Here is a 23,364-nt window from a genome sequence, read left to right on the forward strand (position 1 = left end):
GCTTTGTCGATGTCCAACATGAAGAGAAACGCGTGCCTGCTCGCCATAGCAATGATTTGGCCGTGGGGGACGCTCTTGGCTGGCGACACGCCGGTGCCAGACGTAACGGTGAAGGCGATCTTGTCGGGCGATGGCATTCAGTCGCATGGGACTGGCAACGGCGGCGCCGGGGTGATGGCGGAAACGATCTCGCTAAAGGGCTCTAACGCGCGCATTGACTATGATGGTGGCTCACAGCTGCGCGGGAGTATTTTCCGAATCGGTGATCGTATTTGGTTGTTGCCGGCGGGTAGCAAGCGGCCGTTGCCCGTGAGTCATTTGCCGCTTGCCTCGGTGACGCATCTCAATACCGACAAGCCGTGCTGGGAACTGGGCTTCCCTTGCCTGCAAGTGGAGGATCGACTCATCGCTGGACGCCGCGCTACCGGCTGGCGCTACGACCACGCGGGCAAGGCGGGTCCTGACGGCACCGATAGTGGCGTGTTCTGGATCGATCAGGAAACCGGCGTAGTGCTGGCGATCAAAGCGAAGGACACCAGCGATCGGGCTTACAACATGGACACGATGGCGGTCGAGTATGCGCCGGTTCCGGACAGCACGTTCGCGGTGCCCTAGGCGATAGGTTTCATGGTCACTTTGTCGCAAGAAACGGCTGTCCGAGCCCGTCATGTGGAGCCGATCGCGTAATTCTGCGGCGTCGGTAGGCAAGACCCATTTAGGAGCGCGCGGAGGCTGCGAACACTCTGGCGGCTGCTTCGGTGCCTGGGCTAGGGGCCGTGGACCCGGCGGTCTTGGCCGTGGGCCAATGGAAGTCGCATGTTATTATTACAGGAATACCTGCCGATGCCTTATCAGAGCATTGTGCCGGGCAGGGGGATGTTGCGCTAATCGTTGCATCTTTGTTGGCGGTAGTAGGCAAATGCAGCTGCGCTGTGTGCATTCGGATGTCCATGACTCCGATGCGTGTGCCTGTTTTTGAGCGGAAGACGACTGGCGATATGACATTCAGGAAGGACATCAACGGCCTGAGGGCCGTCGCCGTTGTTCTCGTGCTTCTGTTTCACGGTGGACTGACCGCGTTTCCCTCCGGATTTATCGGGGTGGACGTGTTCTTCGTCATCTCCGGTTTTCTGATCACGTCCATCGTGAGGGCCGATCTGGCGGCCGGCAAATTTTCGTTTCCTGGCTTCTACGTGCGCCGGCTTTGGCGCATCCAGGTTGCGCTACTGGCGGTGATCGCCGCGACCTTTGTCATCGCGGCGGTCTTCTATTTGCCCGACGATTTCAACGTCTATTTCAAGTCTGCGATGCAGACGATGGGGCTGACGTCGAATTATTTTTTCGCCAAGACCACCACCGCTTACGCGGCCACTGGATCGCAGACTTTGCTGTTGCTGCATACCTGGTCGTTGTCGGTGGAGTGGCAGTGGTATCTGGTGATGCCGGTGGCGATGTGGTTGTTGTATCGCTATGCGTCGCCGCTGCAGACACGCATCGTTTTGCTGGTAGCGTTGTTGCTCGCGGCGGTCTTTGCATTGCGCCAGCCGGTGATGCACGGAGATGCGGCGTATTTCTGGTTCTCCGGCCGTATCTTCGAATTTTTGTTTGGCGCCCTGCTTGCCGTAATGATGGAAGGCCGAGCCAACCCGTCGGATACGCCGGCACTGAATCTGCTGGGCTTGCTTGGGCTTGCGCTGATTTTTGGCATAGCGATGAAGCCGGGTGTGATCGTCGAGTATCCGAACCGTTATGCCATTCTGCTGAGCGCCGCCTGTGTGGTGGTGTTGTGGATGGGGGGCAATGAGCGCTCCTGGGTCTCGCGGGTACTGTCGCTGGCGCCGGTCGTGTTCGTAGGCGATATCTCTTATTCGCTCTATCTCTGGCACTGGCCGATCTTTGCAACCTGGCGCTATCTGGAATTGCCGGAAGGCGCGGGATATCTGTTGCTGTGCTTTGCGCTGACGTTTGTGCTGGCTTACCTCTCTTATCGCTTTATCGAGGAGCCTTATCGACGGCTTCGTCCGAGCTTCGGCAAGTCGGTGCTGGTGCTGGTTGTCCTGCCGCTGCTGGCCGTGGCTGCGGTGTTTGGCGTTGCGCAGAAGTACGCTTTTTTCCCGGGGCGTTTTGGTCCGGAACTGGCGTATGTAGATAGCTCACTGAGCAAATACGAACCCGCCTTGCGCCGGCACTGTCTGCAAGGGCGCGGCACCAATGGCGGAAACGTGGATCTCCATTACCTGGATGTCTGCGTGGTAGGAAAGAAAGACGCGCCAGTGAAGAGCTTGATGATTGGAGACTCGTACTCCAATCAGTACTGGAACTTCATCGGTTTGCTGTCGAATGCTGCGGATATGTCCGTGGCCTCTTTGGCCACGCCCTCGTGCCTTGCGCTTCCAGGCATCACGCTGTACGGCTGGGATTCGATCAATTACCAGCAATACCGCGTCTGTGAAGATCGTACCAAGCACTACTACAGCATCATCCAGTCACATAAATTCAAGTACGTGATCCTTGGCGAGAACTGGGGGTATTACGAATTCCCGGCGCTCGTGAATCAACCTGGCGATCCTCAATCCGAGGCGCTGGGACAGGCGCGCATGGAGGCGGCGATACGGCACGCGCTGGACATCATCACCTCGACAGGTGCGATACCGGTGGTGATCAAGAGCGCGCCCACCATGCCTGGAGACTTCGATGGTTGCTTCTATCAGCACTTTAAATTGCGACAGAAGACCGGTGGAACCGATTGCACCCTGGGAAGCAGCAAGAGCGAGGCGGATATCTGGTACGACCATCTGTTCGAGCGCCTGCAAGCAAGCTATCCCACGCTGGTGCTGATCGACCCGCGGCGCGTGCAGTGCTCCGGCAACAGCTGCATGACCACCTACAAAGGGGTGCCGATCTATCGGGATACCGGCCATATGTCCGACTACGGCTCGTACCAGTTGGGGCAGCTGTATCTGCAAAGCCAGCCCAATCCTTTTACTGGCAATGCAGCTGAGGCCGGGCCGTCGGGTTAACGGTGGTCGGAGGGATGGTCTGGGCGTGGGGTAGAGGGATGCCAGCGGGATTTGAGGCGCTCCAGCGCCAGCGGGACCAGCGATAACAGTGCCAGCACACCCAGCGGGACCATCACGCTCGGATCGAAGATCAGCCCGATGCCAAACTGCTGCCCCTGGCTGAGTGCGTGGCCCAGGCCGGAGCCGATCGAGGTCTCGAAGGCGAGCATCAAAGTACCGCCGAACCAGGTGGCGCCCAGGAACAGCCAGAGCGAACAGCGCAACCAGGCCAGTGCCACCGTGATTAATCCGAAGGGTGCCACCGGCACCAACCGCAGGAACAAGGTGTAGACGACCGGGTGGCGTTCGAAACCGTGGTGCAGCCTTTCCGCGATAGCTGGGGGATGCTTGCTGCCGGCGCCGAAGGCATAGCGGCTGGCCAGGAACAGGATCAGCGAACCCAGGGTCAGTCCGATGGAGGAATACGTCGTGCCCTCAACGACGCCGAAGGCGAACCCTCCAGCCAGGATCAGCACGATGGTGACGGGGATGCCGGTACAGGTCGCAAGGGTGAGCAGGCCGATGTAGATCAGCCGGCTCAGCCAAGGGTTGTCGTGGATGTGCTGATGGAACTCCTGCTGATGCGCGACCAACTGCTCCGGATGGATGCGATCGAACACACCAGACGCCAGTAGCGCGATGCCTGCTGCGATCAGCAGGAGCAGCGGCAGCGCTGCGCGCAGGCGGTTCAATAGTGCTCCCCGCTGGCGCCGTAAGCGGCCAGGACGGTGCGGGCCTCACGACGCAGGATGTCGCGGCGCACGGTGATGCCGCGGCGTTCCAGTTCACCCACCCAATCGGCGGGCAGGGGACCTTCATCGAATTCGGTAAGTTCTTCCACGTCTTCGGAACGAGCGCCAATCAGCAGAGTGTCGATGCCGGCCCACACCGTTGCGCCATAGCATTGGCAGCACGGCTGGGAACTGGTCGCCAGAGTGTAATGGCCACCCTGTTCGTTGAGTCGGTAACTGGCCAGACGTTGCTGGGCGCTCATGTAGGCCAGCATTTCCGCGTGCGCCACGGAGCAGGTCTGAGGGACCACCCGGTTGGCAGCGGCGGAAATCAACCGGCCGTGCTCGTCAAATACGGCAGCTCCGAACGGGCCGCCGGTGCCGTGCTGGATATTGTGATGCGACAGCTCGATCGCCAGCCCCACGCGTTCCTCGTCGGTCAGATAGCGCCGACTTGCGTCGGCCACTTCTTCGATCCAGGGCGGCAGGGTGAGGTGGATCTGCAGCGGTAGCATCATGCAAAGAGCCTGTTTACGGTCTCGGCGTAGCCCGCGTTGTCACGGTGCGTCCGCCAGGTGGTAGTGCGCGGCGCAGCGCTTGCCTGGCTGGCAAGCCAAGCTGCGCGCTGCCGCATGGTGGACGCACCGTGACAACCCGAAGGGTCGGGTCTGTTTGCCCGCCGGGCTGCGTCCTCACTCAGTTGTGTATCGACATACACGTCTTCGTTCCTCCTTGCCCGACAGGCAAACAGATCCCGACGCGGGCCACGCCGAGACCATAACCAGGCTCTACCGGGCCCACGTGTCGCGCAAGGTAACGGTGCGGTTGAACACGGGAGCCTCCGGGCGGTGGTCGACGCGATCGGCCACAAAGTAACCCAGGCGCTCGAACTGGAAGCGCTGCTCTGGTTCGACGCCGGCAGCGGAAGGCTCCAGCCAGCCGCGCACGGTGCGCTTGGCATCCGGGTTGATGTGTTCGATCCAGGTTTTGCCGTCGCTTTCGTCATCCGGCGTGGCCACGTTGAACAGGCGGTCGTAGATGCGGATTTCCGCCGGCACGCCGTGTTTCGCGCTAACCCAGTGGATGGTGCCCTTCACCTTGCGATCGGCGCCGGGCATGCCGGAGCGAGAGTCCGGGTCGAGCGTGCAGTGCAGTTCGGTGACGTTGCCTGCTGCATCCTTGATGATCTGCTCGCACTTCACGATGCCCACGCCGCGCAGGCGTACTTCGCCTTCCGGCTTCAGGCGATGAAAGCCCTTGGGCGGTACTTCGGCGAAATCCTCGCGTTCGATCCACAGCTCGCGCGACAACGGGACTTGGCGTGTACCAAAGCTCTCATCCTTGGGATGATTCGGGAAGGTGAGGGTCTCTTCGTGACCTTCCGGCAGGTTGGTGATCACCAGCTTAAGCGGATCGATCACCGCCATGCGGCGCGCCGCGCTAGCGTCAAGGTCCTCACGCACGCAATTCTCGAAGATGGCGTAATCGATCACGCTGTTCTGCTTGCTCACGCCCAGGCGTTCGATCAGCAGGCGGATACCGCCTGGCGTGAAACCGCGGCGGCGCAGGCCGCGCAGGGTGTTCATGCGCGGATCGTCCCAGCCATCCACATGCCCCTCGCTCACCAACTGGGCCAGCTTGCGCTTGCTGGTGATCATGTAGCTGAGGTTGAGGCGGGAGAACTCGATCTGTCGCGGCTTGGCCGGTTCGGTGCGGAAGCCGGCGTCGCGCATGTGCTGCCACAGTTCCGGATGGTTCGGCAAATCCACGTTGTCCACGAACCAGTCGTAGAGCGGGCGGTGGTCCTCAAACTCCAGCGTGCACAGCGAATGGGTGATGCCTTCCAGCGCGTCCGACAGGCAGTGCGCATAGTCGTACATCGGGTAGATCGGCCACGCATCGCCCGTATTCTGGTGGGTGACCTTGCGGATGCGGTAGATCGCCGGATCGCGCAAGTTGATGTTGCCCGAGGCCATGTCGATCTTCGCGCGCAGGGTCTTGCTGCCATCGGCGAACTCGCCTTCGCGCATGCGGCGGAACAGATCCAGGTTTTCCTCCACGCTGCGATCGCGGAAGGGCGAATGACGGCCCGGCTCGGTCAGCGTGCCGCGGTATTCGCGCATCTGCTCGGCGGTGAGGTCATCCACATAGGCGTGGCCGTCCTGGATCAGCTTGATCGCGGCACGGTAGAACACTTCGAAGTAGTCCGAGGCATGGCGCAGGTCATGCCACTCATAGCCCAGCCAGCGCACGTCATCCTTGATGCCCTCGACGAACTCGGGGTCTTCCTTGCCCGGGTTGGTATCGTCCAGGCGCAGATTGCACCAGCCCGCGAACTCTCGGCCGATGCCGAAATTCAGGCAGATCGACTTGGCATGGCCGATATGCAGGTAACCGTTCGGTTCCGGCGGGAAACGGGTGCGGATGGCGGTGTGCTTGCCCTTGGCCAGGTCCTCACGAATGATCTGGCGGATGAAATCGCGCGGCCCGTCGGTCTCAGGGGTTTCAGCGGGCTTGGCGGCTGCAGATTCGGTGGACATCGGGTTCAAAGGTACGCACAGGGGGCGGAACCCCCAAGTTTAACCGTTTGAAAGGATGACGTAACCGCTTGCCAAATTGGCGGGTTTTCCGATGGTGTGTGGGTGAAAGCGCGCGGGAACGATGCTAGCGCCGGTTGGCCGCCAGCATGAGATAACGTTCGTGCAGGGCGGCAACCTGTGCGTCCAGTGCGGCTTCCGACCCGGCGTTGTCGATGACGTCGTCTGCCAGCGCAAGCCGGGCCGAGCGTGTCGCCTGGTTCGCCAGGATACGAGTCGCCAGATCCTCGTCGATCCCGTCCCGCGCCATCAGCCGCTGAACCTGAACCGTTTCTGGCACATCCACCACCACGACCCGGTCCACCCAGCGGTAATGGCCGATGTTCTCGGTCAACAGCGGAATGGAGAGCATCACGTAGGGCCCTTCGGCGTGCTGCGCCTGATCAAGCATCCACTGCCGCACACGTGGGTGGACGATCGCTTCCAGGGTCTTACGCGCTTTTGGGTCGGCAAAAATACGCTGACGCATTGCCGGCCGGTCCAGACGGCCTTGCGAATCCAGCACATCACGGCCGAATGCCGCCACGATCGCAGCCAGTCCATCACTACCGGGATCCACCACGACACGTGCCGCATAGTCCGCATCGCAAACAGGAACGCCCAACGACCTGAAGCGCTGCTCCACCACGCTCTTGCCTGAAGCAATGCCGCCGGTGAGTGCCACGTTAAACAGCATCGCCTTGTTCACCCGATACCAGAAATACGCATATAGGCATGCCACAGGTCATCACCTGCGACAAACCAGATCCAACCCGCCATGGCGATAAAAGGGCCAAATGGCATCGGCACTTCGCGGGCGTGTTTGCGCAACGCGATCAGAGTACCGCCGACAAGAGCGCCTACCAGGGAGGAGAGCAGTATTACGGGGAGCAGCGCACCTGGTCCCATCCACGCTCCGAGTGCCGCCAGGAGCTTGAAGTCGCCAAAACCCATGCCTTCCTTGCCGGTCAGGAGCTTGAATAGCCAGTACACGCTCCACAGGCTCAGGTAGCCGATGGCGGCGCCGAGAATGGCTTGTTCCGGATTCGCAAACAGGTGAATCAGGCTCAGTAATAAGCCAACCCACAAGAGGGAAAGGGTCATTTGATCGGGAAGCAACTGGGTATGAAAGTCGATGCCCGACAGGGCTATCAACATCCATGTGAGGAACAGCCCGGCCAATGCCACCCAGGTCGGACCGAACTTCCAGACGATGACAGCACTGAGTATCGTGCTCAGTAGTTCAACAAGGGGGTACTGAATGGAAATAGGTGTCTGGCAGTAGCGGCAGCGACCGCGCAGCAACAGCCAGCTGAAAAGTGGAATGTTGTCGTAAGCAGCCAGCGGATGCTTGCAATGTGGGCAGTGCGAAGTTTCTCGGACGATGCCAGGGGGGAACGGTTCACCTGATGCTTCTATGCCTAAAACATCGTGAGCTTCTTGGCGCCAGAGGGCATCCAGTCGTTTGGGTAAACGAAGGATCACCACATTAAGGAAGCTGCCCACCAACAAGCCGAGCACACCAGCAAAAGCTACCCAGATGGTCAACGGCAAATCGGGCATGCCCGGATCCTGATCATGAAAACGCCCCACATTATCGCCACAAAGCGACAAAATGAGGCGTTCAAGGTGTTGGCAGATTAGAACGTGCCGGCAAGTTTGAAGATGGGGAGGTAAAGCGCAATCACTATGCCACCGACCACCGTGCCCAAGATCACCATCATCAAAGGTTCGAGCAGTGAAGCCAGGGAGTCGACGGCGTTACTGACTTCCTCTTCATAGAACTCGGCGCATTTGAACAACATGTGGTCCAAAGCGCCAGATTCTTCGCCGATCGCGACCATTTGCGTGACCATGTTTGGGAAAAGGCCGGTCTGACGCATGGCCAACTGCAGTTGGTGACCTACGGCCACGTCATCGCGCATCTGGTGTACTGCCTCGGCGTACACAACACTACCCGTTGCACCCGCGACGGCGTCCATTGCCTCAACGAGGGGCACACCTGCCCGGAAGGTAACACCCAGAGTGCGCGAAAAACGTGCAATGGCTGACTGACGGAGGATGTTGCCCATCACGGGTATTTTCAGGGTGACACGGTCAAGGAAATGCGCAAATTTCACCGATCGCTTCTTTGCCATGATGATCGCCACAATACTGCCGCCAACGCCGACGATAAGAAGCCACCAGTACTCCTGCATGAATTGCGACATTGTTACAAGCAGCTGAGTAGGCGCTGGCAGCTGTGCGCCGGCATCCTTGAAGGTCTTGGCAAAAACGGGTACCACGAACAACAGCATGATCATGATGACCGCAACAGCAACCACCATCACCATGATGGGATAGAAAAGTGCTTTCTTGATCTTGCCCTTGATGCTTTCGGTTTTTTCTTTATAGGTGGCAACGGTATCGAGAATCGTATCCAGCACACCTGCCGATTCACCTGCACGTACCAAGTTGCGGTACAGCTCGTCGAATTCGACCGGATATTGGCCCAGCGCTTCATGCAAGGCTGAGCCGCCCTCGATGTTCTGTTTGACATCGACCAGCATATTTTTGAAGCGGGGATTCCTCTGACCATCGGCGATGATGTCGAAGGCCTGCACCATCGGTACGCCTGAGGCCATCATGGTGGCGATCTGTCGGCTGAAGATCGCCACGTCGCGCGCTTTGACCGACTTGCCAGTACCGGCAAACAAGGGTTTGGATCGTTCCCGTACCGTTTGCGGATTCATGCCCTGCCGGCGCAATTCGGCTTTCACCAGAGAGGCGTTCTTGGCCGGCATGGCGCCCTTCATGCGCTTGCCGCGCTTGTCCAGAGCGACCCAGTCGTAGGTCGGCATCTGGCTGACCTGGGCTCGCTGGATGCCTTGTTGCCGGGTGTTTTTCGTGGCGGCGGTAACCGTAGCCATGCACATCTCCCCCAATGGTTCAGTCCAGCACCGCCGCAGATGCGGAGGCAGGAAAGTCTTCAGCTTACGTCACTTCCAGGGGACATTTTCGTGGTCTCTGGCGCAAGTCCAGCATGAAAATGATCCCGGCGGTTTATCAGTCCTTAGTCACGCGGTCGATTTCGGTCAGGCTGGTGACTCCCTGCTTGACCTTGAGCAACGCCGAGGCACGCAGGTCATTGATACCTATTCTGCGAGCAGTTTCGGCGATCTGCAGGGCATTTCCACCTTCCAGCACGATCTTCTGGACCTCTTCGACCATTGGCATGACCTGGTAGATACCCACCCGCCCCTTATAACCCTCGTTGCATTCGGGGCAGCCATTTGCTTCGTAAATGGTCAGTCCTGCATCAATATCTTGCTGTGTGAATCCCGCGGCCAGCAGCACATGGGGTGGCAGCGTTATCTGCTTCTTGCAGCCGTGCAGGCGCCGTGCCAAGCGCTGGGCGATGATCAGGGTGACCGACGAGGTGATGTTGTACGGTGCGATGCCCATGTTCATCAGACGGGAAATGGTCTGAGGGGCGTCATTCGTATGCAGGGTGGACAGCACCATGTGGCCGGTCTGGGCGGCCTTGATGGCGATCTCGGCTGTTTCCAGGTCACGAATTTCGCCCACCATGATCACGTCCGGATCTTGGCGTAGGAACGAACGCAGGGCGGCCGCGAAAGTCATGCCCCGCTTCACGTTTTGCTGGACCTGGTTGATGCCCTCTACGCGGATTTCGACCGGGTCTTCCACCGTGGAGATATTGCGTTCGGCAGTATTGAGGATGTTAAGCGCGGTATACAGCGACACCGTTTTACCCGAGCCGGTGGGGCCGGTGACCAGTACCATGCCGTAAGGTTTGTGGATGGCGTCGAGGTAAAGCTCTTTTTGGTCCGTTTCGTAACCGAGCTTGTCGATACCCAGCTTGGCTGATGAGCTGTCCAGAATACGCAGCACTATCTTTTCGCCAAACAGCGTCGGCAGCGTGCTGACGCGGAAGTCCATCGCATGGCTCTTGGACAGGTTCAATTTGATGCGTCCGTCCTGCGGCACGCGCCGTTCGGCAATGTCCAGGCCGGCCATAACCTTGAGGCGTGATGAGATGCGGTTGGCAAGCTTTATCGGCGGGCTGGCCACGGCGCGCAGCATGCCATCCATGCGCAAACGAACGCGGTACAGGGTTTCGAACGGTTCGAAGTGGATGTCGGACGCGCCGCGTCGTATGGCGTCTATCAAAATCTTGTTGACGAACTTCACGACCGGGGCGTCGTCGTTGGCGTTGGCATCAATCCCGCCGCCTGCGCCCTCATCGTCACCGTTCCCGCTTTCAAGCGCAAGATCTTCCAGGTCGCCTCCGCCCAGGTCCGGCGTCGCGTTGTTCAGCGTGCTGACGGCGTTTTCGATGGCACGGGTGAGCTGGGTACGCTCGACCAGGATCGGTTCCACCATGCAGTTGGAGTGGAATTTGATCTCATCCAGGGCATGCAATTGCATCGGATCGGCGATCCCGACAAACAGCCGCTTACCGCGCTTGAGCAGCGGCAGTGCCTGGTGCTTGCTGATCAGTTCCTGGCTGATCAGGCTCAATGGCATGCTGGCAGGTGCAAGCGCTGTCACGTCCATCATCGGCATGCCGAATTCGGCGGACGCGATTTGAGCGAGGCGAATGTTGTCCACCAAGCCATGATCCAGCAGCCATGACGTCAGCGTTTTTTTCTGCTGGTTCGATTCTGCAACGGCTTTACGAACATCCGCCTCTGGCAACAAGCCTTCGGCCACCAAGCGGCGAGCCATGCCGGACAGGCCTAGCGTGGTGGACTGTGGTTGCGATGACATGTTGAAACCTGCTTAAAACCCCTGATTAGACTCGAATTTAGCGCACATTGAGCCGGCAGGCTATCGGTACTGGCCGGTTTGGCAAACTCAGGCACATCCAGCGTCGTTCCTGGCTCGCCAGGCGGCGCTGTCAGGGGATGCGTTGCCTTGGGAAGGGTGACTTGGACAGCAGTTCGGCCAGAATCTTTGAAATCCGGGCGATTGGCGCGGTACGTGCTTCATGCGTCACGCGTTATTATCGGTTGCCTCATGGGGAATCGACCTGTTTGAACAGTCTCAGCATCATCCTGCCTGCCAAGAACGAAGCGCCCGCCCTGGCCGAACTGCTGCCCCGCCTACGCGCTGCGCAGCCGCGCGCCGAGATCATCGTGGTGGACGACGGTTCTACCGACGATACGCGGACCATATGCGCCGGTAACGGTGTGAAGTGCCTGAGCTCTCCCTATTCCATGGGCAACGGCGCTGCTATCAAGCGAGGAGCCCGGGCCGCGACTGGCGAGATTCTGGTTTTCATGGATGGCGACGGCCAGCATGATCCCGCAGATGTGGCGCGCCTGGTCGAAAAGCTGGGGCAGGGATACGACATGGCGGTGGGAGCCCGTGATTGGGGTAGCCAAGCTGGAGTAGGTCGGGGCGTTGCCAATACCTTATATAACTGGCTTGCCACTCGGATGACCGGACATGAGGTGGCGGATCTCACCTCCGGTTTCCGAGCCGTCAAGGCGGACCGGTTCCAGGAGTTTCTGTATCTCTTGCCGAACGGATTTTCCTACCCTACGACCAGCACCATGGCCTTCTTTCGCAGCGCCTATCCCGTAGTCTATGTGCCCATCAAAGCGGCGCAACGAGTGGGTAAGAGTCATATCAAGCCATTGCGCGATGGGTTGCGTTTTTTGCTGATCATTTTCAAGATCGCCACGCTTTATTCGCCGTTGAAACTGTTTGTCCCCGCGAGTGCGTTATTTTTCTTGCTCGGTTGCGCCAACTATGCGTGGACCTATATACGCGAGGGTCGGTTGACGAACATGAGCACGCTGATGTGGAGCGCTGCCGTGATCGTTTTTCTGATTGGGCTTATTTCGGAACAGATTACTGCGCTGATGTATCGGCGAGATGCGTGATCCACAACACCACCGTCCGCTAGCGTTGCTAGTAACGCGCAACTTTCCGCCTTTGCTTGGCGGCATGGAGAAGGTCAATCAGCATCTCTTGGCTGAGTTGCAACCTGATTGGCGAGTTGCCCTTTGTGGGCCAGCCGGCAGTGCGCTGTATGTGCCGTCTCGAATCGAGGTAAAGCAAAGTCGCATAAGACCTCTGATCATTTTTCTGATTGCGACGTTGTGGCAGGCTTTCCGGATGGCGCGAAGGAAGAGGCCGGCATTGGTTTTGGCTGGAAGCGGCTTGACGGCACCCATTGCCTGGCTGGTGGCTCGCTGCAATGGCGCGAAAGCCGTAGTTTATTTGCATGGGTTGGACATCGTGGCGCCCAGCCGCATTTACCGTTGGTTCTGGCTGCCATTCATTAGACGCTGCGATATGTCATTAGCAAATAGTGGTAATACAGCGCACTTAGGTAAATGCATCGGTATCCAGGCAAGCAGTTTGCGCGTTTTGAATCCAGGAGTTGAGTTGCCATCTCTGGATGTGAGATTGGCCGACAATTTTCGCCGAGTGCACGGTTTCGGGGTACGCCCAATTTTGCTTTCCGTAGGAAGGCTTACTGAGCGCAAAGGGTTGGCTGAATTTGTGACGAGGGCGATGCCAGTCATTAAATCCAGTCACCCTGATGTTTTGTTGCTAATTATTGGCGAAGATGCGACTAATGCTTTGCACGCGAGAAGAACTGGTGAACGAGAGCGGATACTGGCTTCTGCTGAGAAGGCTGGGTTAGAGGAACATGTCAAGTTTCTTGGTCGGTGTGACGACGTAACTCTAAGCGCGGTGTATCAAGCTGCGGATTTGCATGTTTTTCCCGTGCTTGAATTGCCCGGTGATGTCGAAGGTTTTGGCATGGTGGCGCTTGAGGCGGCTGCTCATGGTCTGCCAACAGTTGCATTCGCAGTAGGCGGAGTTCCCGATGCAGTACTGGATGGACGTACCGGCACATTAATCGAGTCAGGTAATTATCTTGATTTTGCGAAAGCAGTTGTTCAAGGTCTTAAGAAAAATCGCGATAAAGAAGTTATAGCTGCTTGTCGTGCATTCGCTGCCAGCAAGGTATGGACTAAATTTGGAAATCAGTTGCGCGAGTTTCTGCGTGAGCTCCATGACTGACGCATCCCAAAATCGCGACGAAAGACATGATGCTCACTCGGCGAGCGAATCTGAACGGCGTTTGCCGCATGCGGTGCTTGATTTGCCTTCGCGTCGCCTTAAAGGGCTAAAAATTGAACGCTTGCTCGATCTAAGCAGCCGTCGGCAACCGCTGCGACTGCTTGAGGTCGGCACAGGCTCCGGAGGCATTGCACATTACTTCGGGACTCATCCTGATCTGAAGCTTTGCGTGGAAGCTGTTGACGTTCAAGACAATAGGCTGGTGACCGAAGGTTACACATACCAACAGGTAACAGGTACGCGGCTTCCATTTGCTGAAAGCTCCTTTGATGTGGTGCTTACGAACCATGTCATTGAGCATGTGGGTGATATCAGGGCCCAGCTGGCACATCTTGCGGAGCTTCGCCGAGTTCTGCGAGCAGACGGTATAGGTTATCTGGCGGTGCCTAATCGATGGATGGTCGTGGAACCACATTACAAGCTTCCCTTCCTGAGCTGGTTGCCTCGCGGATGGAGAACGCCATATTTGCGTATGATGCGCAGAGGAAATCTTTACGACTGTGAGCCGCTTGAACTGTCGCAGCTCGAAGACTTGCTTCATGGGTCGGGTTTTCAATACCGCAACCTTTGCCTGGAGGCGATGAGGTTGACGTTCGAGATCGAGAGGCCCCGGTCAATGGCAACACGCGTTTTGCACTATGTGCCAGATGGCGCTTTGAGGTTTACGTGTCCCGCCATTCCCACTTTGATTTACAGTTTCTGGCGCTGATTGTGTAATTAAATGTCGGACCACATTCGTTTGTCTCCAGATATAGATATTGGACAGATGCTTGATACGAAACAGTCGAAGTCTTTGCGCATCTGGCTGCCAACGATTCGTTCGGGTAGCGGCGCGGACGTATTTACCTTGCGCTTGGCCGAAGGATTGCGCAACGCAGGGCATGAGCCCATTTTGCAATGGTTCGACCTAGGCTATGAATTAATGCCGTGGCGCCTGAAAAAGGTGATTGCTCCGCCATCTATTGATGTCGTGCATGCCGGGAGCTGGCAGGGTTTTGCATTCAAGCGCCAAGGTATTCCATTGGTGATTACGGAGCATCAATACATAGCTCATCCTGAATTTGGGAAATCTCGTAATCTACTCCAGACGATCTATCATCGCTTGTTCGCCGAGCGATGGATGAGAGCCTCTTATTCTTGTGCCGATGCGATTGTGGCGGTTAGTGAGTTTTGCGCAGAACCCATGCGAAGAGATTTGGGTAGACGAATAGAGGTCATCCATAATTGGATCGATTTGGAGAAATTCTCACCACTATCGCGAGATAGCATGGCGACCATAAGCGCGGAGCACACGAAGCCGTTTAAATTAATATTTATCGGCAATCCGTCGCGTCGCAAGGGTGCGGAGTTGCTGCCTGAGCTAGCCAGGTTGCTGGGGCCATCGTTTCAGGTTTCCTGTCTTGGTGGGCTGCGCAAGTCCTTCCAAGACGACCGAGTGACAACAAATATGCGGCTGCTGCCACGTTGCGCGCCCGCAGATATGCCTTCGATTTATCAGTCTGCGGATGCTGTGTTGGTGCTTTCGCGCTATGAGTCGTTCGGTTATGTGGCCCTAGAGGCAATGGCATCCGGTGTGCCGGTTATCGGCTTCAATACCGCAGGCACTGGTGAGATATGCTTGCACGGTGAAACTGCCCTTCTTGCACCGCTGAACGACTTGCAAGAAGTGTCAAGATTCGCTCGCCAACTTGCCGAAGATCCGATCTTGAGAAGGCGGCTGGGACGAGACGGGCGGCGACGTGCCGAGAAGTATTTTGGTGAGCCTAGCGCAATAGATGCATATTTGGACCTGTATCGTCGCGTGATAAGAGATAATTGAAATGACGATTGAGGCCGAAAGCACCAAAGGCTTTTGCTCTTATGAGCTTGAGGCAGTTCCGGCATGCCCAGCCTGCGGCAACGAGAGCGGGAAAATTCGGTATGAAGGGCTGCAAGACCGACTTGAAGGAGTGCCCGGACGCTGGAATTTACAGGAATGCATGGCCTGTGGTTGCTTATTTCTCGATCCACGCCCCATGCGTGATGTCATTGGGAGGGCATACAGGTCTTACTATACCCATCTGTCGGGGGCGGTGTCATTCGCAGACGATAATGGTAATTCGTTATTGTGGCGTCTGGCGAACGACTACATGAATGCCCGTTACGGAGCGCATCGTTTTCCGGTGATGAAGATGGGGAGCGTCGCGATATCACTGGCGCCGCCAATCCGGCAGCAACTGGATTACTTCTATCGGCATCTTCCCCGTACCCCTGGACGGCTTCTTGACGTTGGTTGTGGAAATGGAGTTTTCCTCCGGCGCGCGAAGAATGCGGGCTGGGACGTCTCGGGGTTGGAGCCTGATGCGGATGCGGTAAGAGCGGCTGTTGAAGATGGTTTGGACGTATATCTTGGTGGTCTTGATGACTATCGGCCAAATGCGCCTTTTGATGTCGCAACGGCGGCTCATGTTATCGAACATGTGCATGATCCCAAGCTGTTTCTGCAGCAAATATGGGGCTTATTGGCAAAAAATGGCCGAATTTGGCTGGCGACGCCGAACGTTCAAAGTCTCGGACACAAGCGATTTGGAAGGGCGTGGCGCGGATTGGAGCCGCCGCGACATGTCGTTCTTTTTACGGCAAAAGCGCTGCATGCACTTTTGACAACAACAGGTTTCACCAACATTCGCTTTTTAAGGCGAGGACGGGGGGCGCGATATATCATCCACTCTTCACGTGAGCTTTCCGTTCTAGAGGGGCTGCGCAAGCAACGAATGTCGGCGAATTGGGTTGATTTGCGGGCGTCTATCTCAGCGGCGGCGTCGGAAGAACTGGTCGTCATTGCGGACAAGCTATGTTAGTGCAACGGCAGGTGGCTGGTCTTTTATTGAATTTTCGCGATGCGGGACGGAGTGTCGCCTGCGTTCAATCCCTGCTCGTCCAGCAAGTAGTGCCAGTGTTGGTTTGGGATAATTCGGAGGACGGCGGTAAATCGGCAGAAGAGATAAGCGATCATTTCAAGGGTGATGATCGAGTGAGTGTTATCGTAAGTGATCGAAATTTAGGGTTCGCAGGCGGGGTGAATCGTGGCATCGATCACCTGAGGAAAGTGTGCCCAAATGCATGGGTGTTGCTGATCAATAATGATGCGAAGCTGCTGCAAGGCGCGGTATTAAAGCTTTTGGGCGCGCTGGAGCGGAATTTGGACGCCAGGGTCGCTTACCCAAATATCAATCACGGTGAACGGATTCTAGGGACTGGGTACTACCAAAAGTTTCTTGGATTGCTGTTGTGGCAGCGGCGGCGCGGCTATTTTGCGTATCCCAGCGGATGTTGTTTCTTGATTGCGACGGAGCGGACCGCGTCTCCGCTTCTTGATGAAGATTTCTTTATGTACGGAGAGGATTGGGAGTTCGGTTGGCGACTTTCGAGAAACCCAGGTTCTATTGCACATGTCGATGAAGTACTCGTGATACACGAGGGGGCTGCGAGTAGTAGGATAGGCTCATTGTTTTATGAGTCGCATATGGTGGCGGCTCATTTGATTCTTGCTAGAAAGCTGGCCCGTAGTATTCCCGAATTATGGTTGCTACTGCTGCTGCGTGTGTTGATATTACCTTTGCGCGCGCTGGTTAGAGTCTTCCGTTTTCATTCGTTGATACCATTGCGAGCGCTTTGGCAGGGCACAAAAATAGCGTTGAAGCTATCCTAGGGTTAGTGGTGCAGGTTTGTCGGGGCCGATTGCTCGGAGCCTTTTGCTCACCATGTGCCAGCCAATGATAGCCATGCTTGATTCGGCGAAGCTCAAAGCAATGGCGAGCCCAAAGGCACGATAGTGAGGTCCCAGAAGGACCATGCTTGACACGAGAATTAGTACGCCGAGTACCTCAAATACCAATCGTTCAATGGGCTTCCCCAGCGCAACAAGTATCGTTCCTGCCGCCAATCTTAATGAAATCCCTGGGGCTGATAGCGCCAGCCAAGGCATCAGCCCTGCTGTTTCTACAAAGGCTTCGCCAAATAACCAAGGCAATAGCGGACTGCAAAGGACAAGCACAATCCCACTGATCAAGCCCCAGCCCAATGATAAGAGAGCGATCACCCAAATTAACCGAAGTCCCTCGTGGGTGGGCTTATGGGCGTGCCGAAACAAGCGCGGCTGAGCGGAAAGCAACATGCCTATGACTGGGGTAACACAGGAGGTCATCACACGAGTGGTGGTCGCATAAATGCCAGTGTCATGAGCGCCGATTAAGCGAATTGCGACGATTTTATCGATTTCGGACGGATTGGCTGCCACTAAATTCATGGCTGCATAGGCGGCCCCAGCGCGAAGTTCTTGCCGGGATACGAGCCGCGGTCTCCAGTTAAGCTCGACATAATGATGCGCAATGGCAAGCGCAAGAAGGGTTGCCAGAAATGATGTGAGCAACTGTAATGTTACATATGTCTGAAGACGTGATGATGCTTCCAGTGAGAGGCATAAGATGGCGGCAACGATTCGGAAAGAGAGCGGCAGCCATTGAACAAATTGACTTAGGGGCACTTTTTCGCGTGCTTGCAACGCATAGCTGGCCAAGTATGTCATTGGCGTCAGCAGTAATTCGGATGCCCCAACCATCAGCAAAAGTGTGGCTGGTAGGGGAGGGGTAGTGAGCAGCCTAGCAATCAGTACATAAACCACCAGGAGTGCAATGCCGACGGAAAGAGTCGTGGGCCATGCATAACGCCACACCGCTCCGATACCATTGGCGTCTTGTGCTCGTCGCGCTAACATCACGAAGCCACTCCCAAATGTTGGCAGCGTGCCGATAATTAGAGCCAAAGACGCAATGGCGCTAAAGTTGCCGAATACTTGTGGACCGAGTATTCGGGTGAGAAGGACAAGCACCGTGGCTTGTGTAACGATACGTACACCAAGCCAGAAAGTGGTTTTTAGGCTGCTGAGAGCGAGTTGCCCTTTCAAAGGTGGTTGACCGTTTCGTTGGAGGTGGGGGCTTTTTGCATCGCATGCTCCAGCTGATCAATATCGTTATTCAGCCGGCCACCCAGATTGAGTTCTTGAAGCGCGTCCAGTTGATGGCTGGCCTGACCCAGCTCTCCGTTGGCGATCAGCATTCTTATGAGGGTAATGCGATAAGCTGGCTCAGACGGTGCCGCCTTAACGGTTGCTTCAGCCATGCGCAGTCCGAGTACATCATCATCCAGAACATTCCAGGCATAGTCAGCGTACATCGATAGCAGACGCGCGCTGGGGTTGGGATGTGAGAGGGCTGCTAAATAAGCATCGATCATGCGATTCGGCGGTAGGTTGCAATCGTGATCGCGGGCACATCCGGTAAGGGCGCCGAGTGCGCTTTCATCCTGCACGCCTAGAGGGCGAGATTTAAGTTTTGCGATCATACTATTCCACCATGCATCTTTCAGCGGCAGATGCATACGCGAATTCATGAAAATTAGCGCTTGTTGCGGAAGGATGGACGAGTCAGGCAGCGCGGCGGCACGCTCTAGGGGTGCATAGGCCATGGCGGTGAATGGCGAATGCGGGTCGTATTGCGAGTAAATGATATAGGTTCGACCCAACTCGTATTCGGCACGTGGTGAATCTGGCGCGCGAGCGGCTAACGTTTCGGCCAGCTTTAACGGGGAGCCCCAGGCGGCGGCGGTAATGGCTGTTTCAAAGCTCCATAGCATTAAAAGCGTTATCAAAGTCGTGCTGCGCGCAAGGATGAAGCTTTGTCGCGATTGTGATGTTGTGCACGGTATGCCAGTGACAAGTACGGGAACCACAGCGAGCATCAGGCCGAAACTGGCGAAATAGTTGCGGTGCTCGTAGACAAGTTCCAACGGTAGAATGGTGGCCGTGAGTACGTGGCAGCTTAGGAATAGGGCCAAACCTAGCGATGCAAGTGGCCACCGCCTGCGCAGCATGGGAACCGATACAGCCAGGGTTATTAAAATCAGGATGCTCGGGAGCGTCGTCCACGGGTACCAAAGTCCGGTGGAGACGATGAAGTTATCGTGGTAGAAAGATAGTGCATCAGGTGTGGGTACTAAGATCCAGGCTATATAGTCGACAACTATGCGGGCTTCGCTGAGTAAGCGTGTGCTTAAGGTAAAGTTACGCGCTGCCCAGTTTTCCGGCCTCAGCACGTTCGGTAAAAGCCACGCAAGGCCAGCAATAAGGGGGATAAGCAAGCCGACTAAATAAAGGCAGATCAGGCGCCAGTCCTTTGACTGGCTATCGTGCGAAGCAGTATCGGTTTGTCTGCGAAAGCCGAACACTATCCATTCGAGCATAAACGCATAAAGCGGCAGCATCACTGCGGTTTCTTTTGCTAGCAATCCTGTCAAGGTAAACAAGGCAAGGCTGAACGCGCAGATGCCAAGCCCGGCCAAGTCTGATCGGCGCATGCCATGTTGCGTTTGGTCCGCTTTGGCGAGCATGTGCTTGCGCCCTACCACATAGCCGAGCAAGCCTAGCAGCACAAACACATTGGCCAAGCTTTCCATGCGCTGTACGACGTAGAGCACACTGGTAAGGTTGATGGGTAGTAGCATCCAGGAAAATGCGATTACGGTAGCGATGAAGCCGGCATTTTGTCTGTGGCGTGTATTTTGTGTGGCTGCTTTGTCTGTAAGTACGATAAGGGAGCGAGCTAACAGAAACACCAGACATCCGTTCAGTAGATGGATGACCAGATTGGTCAGCTTCATCCAATAGGGATCGAGTCCAGTAAAAAGGAAATTCACAGCAAAGCTCAGTGACGCCAATGGCCGCTTGAAGTCACTCGAAGGCGATGACAGTGCAGCATTGATTAGCGATGCGAGTGACGCGTTTGCGGGTTGTACTCCTTTGTTATCGACGATATTGGGGTTGTCATCGAAAAAGAAGGTGCCTGATAGTCCCGGCCAGTAGATGGCGGTGGTAAGCATGCCCCCAAGGATCAATAATACCCACGGAAGCCAGCGGTGCTGCAGAGTGGATTGAAGTGGCTGGCGAAGCATCATGGATTCCGGCTGGTTTGGCGTGTGGTATCGCTTTGCAGTGTGGCGCGCAGGTGCATTATTTCGCGGGGCCAATACTGTTGTCGTCGCAGCACCCAGTCGTGCAGCCGCGGCATACCGAAGTCCGGTTGTGCTTCCTGGTTGCGTTCGGCATCGTAATGATCCAGGTGGATCAGGCCAAGGCGGGGGTGGCCAGCCGATCCAAGCATGGCGGCTTGTTCGAGGGCGATGGCAGGGCGAACTTGAAGATCCAGCGCATGGTTGAAATCGTTAAGTGCTGTTTGCGCATCGCCTCGGCTAAGCGCCAGATGACCTTTCAAATGATAAATGTCTTGTTCTCGCCCTTGAATCGCGCTGAGGTATGGATTGGTGAGAGATGAATCCAGCAGACTGTCGATCGTGTCATAGGTCAACTGCGGACACGGGGTTGTTCCGATCTCATTGATGGTCTGGTTAAACCAGTTTGCAAGCAGGGCGCCAGTATCGCGGGCAGTGCTTAGGGAAAGGCGAGCGGCTCTGATCGTTGCTGAATCGATCTGTCCAGTTTGGCACTCCGCACTGATAAGCGGGAGGGCCAGTTGTACCTGATCGGGATATTTGGTGAGCAGCGGCTGCAGGCGGGCTATAGCTTGCTGTGGCTGGTTGTTTGCTATTTCTATATCGGCCGCATACGTTTGGGCGCGCGGGGAATTTGGGTTAAGTGCGGCCCATAGCATTGCCTGATCGCGGCTATCGCCCCATAACGTGGCACGTGCATGGGTCATCAGGCCCAAGCCCAGGAGTATCAGTGCTGAAAGCGCCGGTTTGGCAAGCCGACTCGTTGCTCTTGATACGTGAGACCTTCCAGTGATCTTTACCGTGACAACGTAGGCGTCGCATAGCCACAGTGCGAGCGGCCAGAACAAGAGCATGGCGGGCAGATAATTGCGATGCTCGAAATACAGTTCCAATGCCACGGTACTGGATTCGAGCGATTGGCCTACAAAATAGAACAATATGCCTGTTGCTAAGGAGGGCCAGCGTTGACGCAGCCGCCAGCTGCCAGCAATTAGAGCAACGATGCTGCAAAGTGCGGGCAGTGTCGTTATTGGCGACCACAGTGATGTGGACGCTTGAATCTGGTCGTTGAATAGCCCTGGAGTGAATGGGCGCGGCATCCATAGTAGTGTCAGGTAATCCATCAATACCCGGGGCTCGGTCAGCAAGCGCTGTCCTAAGGTCCACGGGCGGGCGGATGAAATGCCATGAATCAGGCCGCTCCAGCCTTGTTGCAATAGATAAGCGGCAACCATCGATGTGGGTAGCCATGCAAACAACAGCATGGTGTTGCGATAAGTTTTGTTGTCGTCCCAGCGGATGCCGTGGCGCATGGCCTTCACGTTGGCGGGCGCCGTTGCTGGATGGCCAGCACTCTCATAACTTCTGAGCAATATGTATTCAATTACCAGAGCCAATGCGGGAAGCAAGATTCCGTTGGCCTTGCTCAAGGTGGCTAATGAGGTGCAGCCACCTAAACCTGCAACAATCTCCATCAGACCAGCAGTAGTACGCCCTTGCTGGATCGCGCGCCGTCCATGTAGCCACAACAGCAGGCCGATGAGTGTGAACGTGGCGGGCAGCATCGCTTCCCGCTGCACGATGTACAGCGTAGTAGATACGAATAGCGGGTGCAGCAGCCAAATCGAGGCGCCCAGTAGGGCGGCCTTATCGATGGGGCTGCTGTCATGCTGCGCAAATCTGTTTTGAATGTGCCTGCCTAGTTGACGTAGGAGTAGAGCAAGCAGTCCACCATTAAGCAGATGCAGTAGCAGATTGGTGCGTTTGAATGGAAAGGGAATCGCTGGCCAATCGCGTGCATCGAGCAGAAAACTCAGCAGGGCGAGCGGGCGTCCTGTGGGGTCGGCATAGCCACTGGTGATGTAACGCCAGAACGTGGCCCAGCTATGGATCGGCCCCGTGTCACCCAGGACAGGCAAGCTGCCGTAATCATCAAAGAGAAAGCCACCATGCAGCCCAGGTGCAAGGAGCAATCCCGTGGAGAACAAAAGCAGCCCCAGCAAAGGCCAAAATGAAAAGCGGTGTAAATGTGTAAGCACGCGAAGGTTTGTCTAGTATGCATAGCAAAAAACGAAGGGCCACTATAAGTGGCCCTTCGCATGCGTGACTAACAATCAATAAAATGAAAAATCAGCCACCTGTGCGGCACGAAGTCGGCAGATATTGCGTCGGTACGGTGGTGGCCTTGGTGTTGCTGCAGCTCCAGGAGATGCTGCCGCCATTATTGATAGCCGACAATGCGAATGCGGAACCATTGATGGCTGCGTTGACCTGGTTGCCGCCGAATGTCGAAACGATGATGCCGTTGCCCGAGAGAGCAACTTGGGAAACGTACTTGCCCGAAACTGAGGTGGCGTTTGCGGGCAGGCCGATGGACGCCAAGGTGTTGGGGAAATCGCCTTGATTTGAGAAATATTCGGAGAGCGGGGTCTTAAGACCGTCGGCCAGTACGGCACCTTCAGAAACCTGCGCACGAATCAGGTAGTTCTGGTAGGCAGGAATGGCAATGGCCGCGAGGATGGCGATGATCGCTACCACGATCATCAATTCGATCAGGGTAAAACCTTTTTGCATGGTCTTCATGGTTGTTCCTCTGTTTTGGTTAGCTAACCGTAGACGCCCCCTGGGCCTCAGTCCCGAGCCCCCTAGGCGGGATCGGACCCATTCATCATGGTCAGGAAAGACCAGGAAGCCGTAAAAGTTGAAGCACTATACATGCCATTTTGCGGTTTCATTAACACCCCCAGGACACTGCAATACACACTACTGTGGCGAGCATCACGAAAGGCGCTTGCATCAATCAGCCAAGACACTTTGCGCGGCAGGATCAGTAAAGCTTAGATAGGC

General features: G+C 56.4%; 19 protein-coding genes. 8 read left to right on the plus strand and 11 right to left on the minus strand.

The genetic code is table 11. The features are described 5' to 3' along the window. Nucleotides 1-18 precede the first annotated feature (18 nt). Together ISN74_RS03100 and ISN74_RS03105 are read left to right on the plus strand one after the other, a co-directional pair. The gene (locus tag ISN74_RS03100; protein ID WP_188797305.1) at nt 19-615 is read left to right on the plus strand and encodes a hypothetical protein; all 597 of its coding nucleotides are present in this window, start codon (nt 19-21) and stop codon (nt 613-615) included. A 383-nt stretch (nt 616-998) separates the two neighbouring features. Then, the gene (locus ISN74_RS03105; RefSeq protein WP_188797307.1) at nt 999-3,020 is read left to right on the plus strand and encodes an acyltransferase family protein; all 2,022 of its coding nucleotides are present in this window, start codon (nt 999-1,001) and stop codon (nt 3,018-3,020) included. Here the strand turns inward: ISN74_RS03105 and ISN74_RS03110 are convergent. From ISN74_RS03110 to pilB, 7 genes are all read right to left on the minus strand, one after another. After that, nucleotides 3,017-3,751, minus strand: a complete 735-nt coding sequence (locus ISN74_RS03110; RefSeq protein WP_188797309.1) for a TVP38/TMEM64 family protein — start codon at nt 3,749-3,751, stop codon at nt 3,017-3,019. The two genes, ISN74_RS03105 and ISN74_RS03110, sit on opposite strands and share 4 nt — an antisense overlap. Then, complete coding sequence (locus ISN74_RS03115) at nt 3,748-4,305, minus strand: nucleoside deaminase (RefSeq protein WP_188799476.1); 558 nt, start codon at nt 4,303-4,305, stop codon at nt 3,748-3,750. The genes ISN74_RS03110 and ISN74_RS03115 overlap by 4 nt, the downstream gene beginning before the upstream one ends. 273 nt (nt 4,306-4,578) lie before the next feature. Beyond that, entirely contained in the window at nt 4,579-6,330 is a 1,752-nt protein-coding gene (locus ISN74_RS03120; RefSeq protein WP_188797311.1) for a glutamine--tRNA ligase/YqeY domain fusion protein, read from the minus strand. A 124-nt stretch (nt 6,331-6,454) separates the two neighbouring features. Then, nucleotides 6,455-7,063 carry a dephospho-CoA kinase gene (gene coaE / locus ISN74_RS03125; RefSeq protein ID WP_188799477.1) on the minus strand — a complete coding sequence of 203 codons (609 nt, stop codon included), beginning with the start codon at nt 7,061-7,063 and terminating at the stop codon, nt 6,455-6,457. Nucleotides 7,064-7,071: 8 nt separating this feature from the next. Beyond that, nucleotides 7,072-7,929, minus strand: coding sequence for a prepilin peptidase (locus ISN74_RS03130; protein WP_188797313.1), 858 nt, complete (start codon nt 7,927-7,929; stop codon nt 7,072-7,074). A 77-nt stretch (nt 7,930-8,006) separates the two neighbouring features. Beyond that, nucleotides 8,007-9,275 (minus strand): type II secretion system F family protein, encoded by a 1,269-nt coding sequence (locus ISN74_RS03135; protein ID WP_188797315.1) that lies wholly within the window; start codon nt 9,273-9,275, stop codon nt 8,007-8,009. Between the two features lie 136 nt (nt 9,276-9,411). After that, on the minus strand, nt 9,412-11,139 hold the full coding sequence (gene pilB, locus ISN74_RS03140; RefSeq protein WP_188797317.1) for a type IV-A pilus assembly ATPase PilB: 1,728 nt from the start codon (nt 11,137-11,139) through the stop codon (nt 9,412-9,414). Between the two features lie 266 nt (nt 11,140-11,405). Between pilB and ISN74_RS03145 the strand changes: the two genes are divergently transcribed. Genes ISN74_RS03145 through ISN74_RS03170 form a run of 6 tightly spaced genes read left to right on the plus strand, consistent with a single transcriptional unit; the run spans nt 11,406 to nt 17,164 of the window. Further along, entirely contained in the window at nt 11,406-12,260 is an 855-nt protein-coding gene (locus tag ISN74_RS03145) for a glycosyltransferase family 2 protein (protein WP_188799478.1), read from the plus strand. Next, nucleotides 12,253-13,413 carry a glycosyltransferase family 4 protein gene (locus ISN74_RS03150; protein ID WP_188797318.1) on the plus strand — a complete coding sequence of 387 codons (1,161 nt, stop codon included), beginning with the start codon at nt 12,253-12,255 and terminating at the stop codon, nt 13,411-13,413. Before ISN74_RS03145 ends, ISN74_RS03150 begins: the two co-directional genes overlap by 8 nt. Beyond that, complete coding sequence (locus ISN74_RS03155) at nt 13,406-14,182, plus strand: class I SAM-dependent methyltransferase (RefSeq protein ID WP_188797321.1); 777 nt, start codon at nt 13,406-13,408, stop codon at nt 14,180-14,182. Before ISN74_RS03150 ends, ISN74_RS03155 begins: the two co-directional genes overlap by 8 nt. Nucleotides 14,183-14,194: 12 nt before the next feature. Further along, nucleotides 14,195-15,292 (plus strand): glycosyltransferase family 4 protein, encoded by a 1,098-nt coding sequence (locus tag ISN74_RS03160; protein ID WP_188797323.1) that lies wholly within the window; start codon nt 14,195-14,197, stop codon nt 15,290-15,292. A gap of 1 nt (nt 15,293) precedes the next feature. After that, nucleotides 15,294-16,313, plus strand: coding sequence for a class I SAM-dependent methyltransferase (locus tag ISN74_RS03165; RefSeq protein WP_188797325.1), 1,020 nt, complete (start codon nt 15,294-15,296; stop codon nt 16,311-16,313). Next, nucleotides 16,307-17,164 (plus strand): glycosyltransferase, encoded by an 858-nt coding sequence (locus tag ISN74_RS03170; RefSeq protein WP_188797327.1) that lies wholly within the window; start codon nt 16,307-16,309, stop codon nt 17,162-17,164. Before ISN74_RS03165 ends, ISN74_RS03170 begins: the two co-directional genes overlap by 7 nt. Here ISN74_RS03170 and ISN74_RS03175 read toward each other — a convergent pair. From ISN74_RS03175 to ISN74_RS03190, 4 genes are all read right to left on the minus strand, one after another. Further along, nucleotides 17,156-18,418, minus strand: a complete 1,263-nt coding sequence (locus tag ISN74_RS03175; RefSeq protein ID WP_188797329.1) for a lipopolysaccharide biosynthesis protein — start codon at nt 18,416-18,418, stop codon at nt 17,156-17,158. The two genes, ISN74_RS03170 and ISN74_RS03175, sit on opposite strands and share 9 nt — an antisense overlap. Beyond that, nucleotides 18,415-20,463: a hypothetical protein gene (locus ISN74_RS03180; RefSeq protein WP_308420742.1), complete on the minus strand. Its 2,049-nt coding sequence runs from the start codon at nt 20,461-20,463 to the stop codon at nt 18,415-18,417. Before ISN74_RS03180 ends, ISN74_RS03175 begins: the two co-directional genes overlap by 4 nt. Beyond that, complete coding sequence (locus ISN74_RS03185; protein ID WP_203546694.1) at nt 20,460-22,505, minus strand: tetratricopeptide repeat protein; 2,046 nt, start codon at nt 22,503-22,505, stop codon at nt 20,460-20,462. The genes ISN74_RS03180 and ISN74_RS03185 overlap by 4 nt, the downstream gene beginning before the upstream one ends. A 142-nt stretch (nt 22,506-22,647) precedes the next feature. Then, nucleotides 22,648-23,100, minus strand: coding sequence for a pilin (locus ISN74_RS03190; protein ID WP_188797332.1), 453 nt, complete (start codon nt 23,098-23,100; stop codon nt 22,648-22,650). Nucleotides 23,101-23,364: the final 264 nt, after the last annotated feature.

Origin of the sequence: Dyella caseinilytica (assembly GCF_016865235.1) — a bacterium.
Taxonomy (GTDB): Bacteria; Pseudomonadota; Gammaproteobacteria; order Xanthomonadales; family Rhodanobacteraceae; genus Dyella_B; species Dyella_B caseinilytica.

What these genes read in the sequence shown, in the direction of transcription:
- pilB (WP_188797317.1), bottom strand. Translation starts at nt 11,139, where the DNA reads ATGTCATCGCAACCACAGTCCACCACGCTAGGCCTGTCCGGCATGGCT.
- ISN74_RS03100 (WP_188797305.1), top strand. Translation starts at nt 19, where the DNA reads ATGAAGAGAAACGCGTGCCTGCTCGCCATAGCAATGATTTGGCCGTGG.
- ISN74_RS03105 (WP_188797307.1), top strand. Translation starts at nt 999, where the DNA reads ATGACATTCAGGAAGGACATCAACGGCCTGAGGGCCGTCGCCGTTGTT.
- ISN74_RS03190 (WP_188797332.1), bottom strand. Translation starts at nt 23,100, where the DNA reads ATGAAGACCATGCAAAAAGGTTTTACCCTGATCGAATTGATGATCGTG.
- ISN74_RS03130 (WP_188797313.1), bottom strand. Translation starts at nt 7,929, where the DNA reads ATGCCCGATTTGCCGTTGACCATCTGGGTAGCTTTTGCTGGTGTGCTC.
- ISN74_RS03155 (WP_188797321.1), top strand. Translation starts at nt 13,406, where the DNA reads ATGACTGACGCATCCCAAAATCGCGACGAAAGACATGATGCTCACTCG.
- ISN74_RS03170 (WP_188797327.1), top strand. Translation starts at nt 16,307, where the DNA reads ATGTTAGTGCAACGGCAGGTGGCTGGTCTTTTATTGAATTTTCGCGAT.
- coaE (WP_188799477.1), bottom strand. Translation starts at nt 7,063, where the DNA reads ATGCTGTTTAACGTGGCACTCACCGGCGGCATTGCTTCAGGCAAGAGC.
- ISN74_RS03120 (WP_188797311.1), bottom strand. Translation starts at nt 6,330, where the DNA reads ATGTCCACCGAATCTGCAGCCGCCAAGCCCGCTGAAACCCCTGAGACC.
- ISN74_RS03115 (WP_188799476.1), bottom strand. Translation starts at nt 4,305, where the DNA reads ATGCTACCGCTGCAGATCCACCTCACCCTGCCGCCCTGGATCGAAGAA.
- ISN74_RS03135 (WP_188797315.1), bottom strand. Translation starts at nt 9,275, where the DNA reads ATGGCTACGGTTACCGCCGCCACGAAAAACACCCGGCAACAAGGCATC.
- ISN74_RS03180 (WP_308420742.1), bottom strand. Translation starts at nt 20,463, where the DNA reads ATGATGCTTCGCCAGCCACTTCAATCCACTCTGCAGCACCGCTGGCTT.
- ISN74_RS03165 (WP_188797325.1), top strand. Translation starts at nt 15,294, where the DNA reads ATGACGATTGAGGCCGAAAGCACCAAAGGCTTTTGCTCTTATGAGCTT.
- ISN74_RS03160 (WP_188797323.1), top strand. Translation starts at nt 14,195, where the DNA reads ATGTCGGACCACATTCGTTTGTCTCCAGATATAGATATTGGACAGATG.
- ISN74_RS03150 (WP_188797318.1), top strand. Translation starts at nt 12,253, where the DNA reads ATGCGTGATCCACAACACCACCGTCCGCTAGCGTTGCTAGTAACGCGC.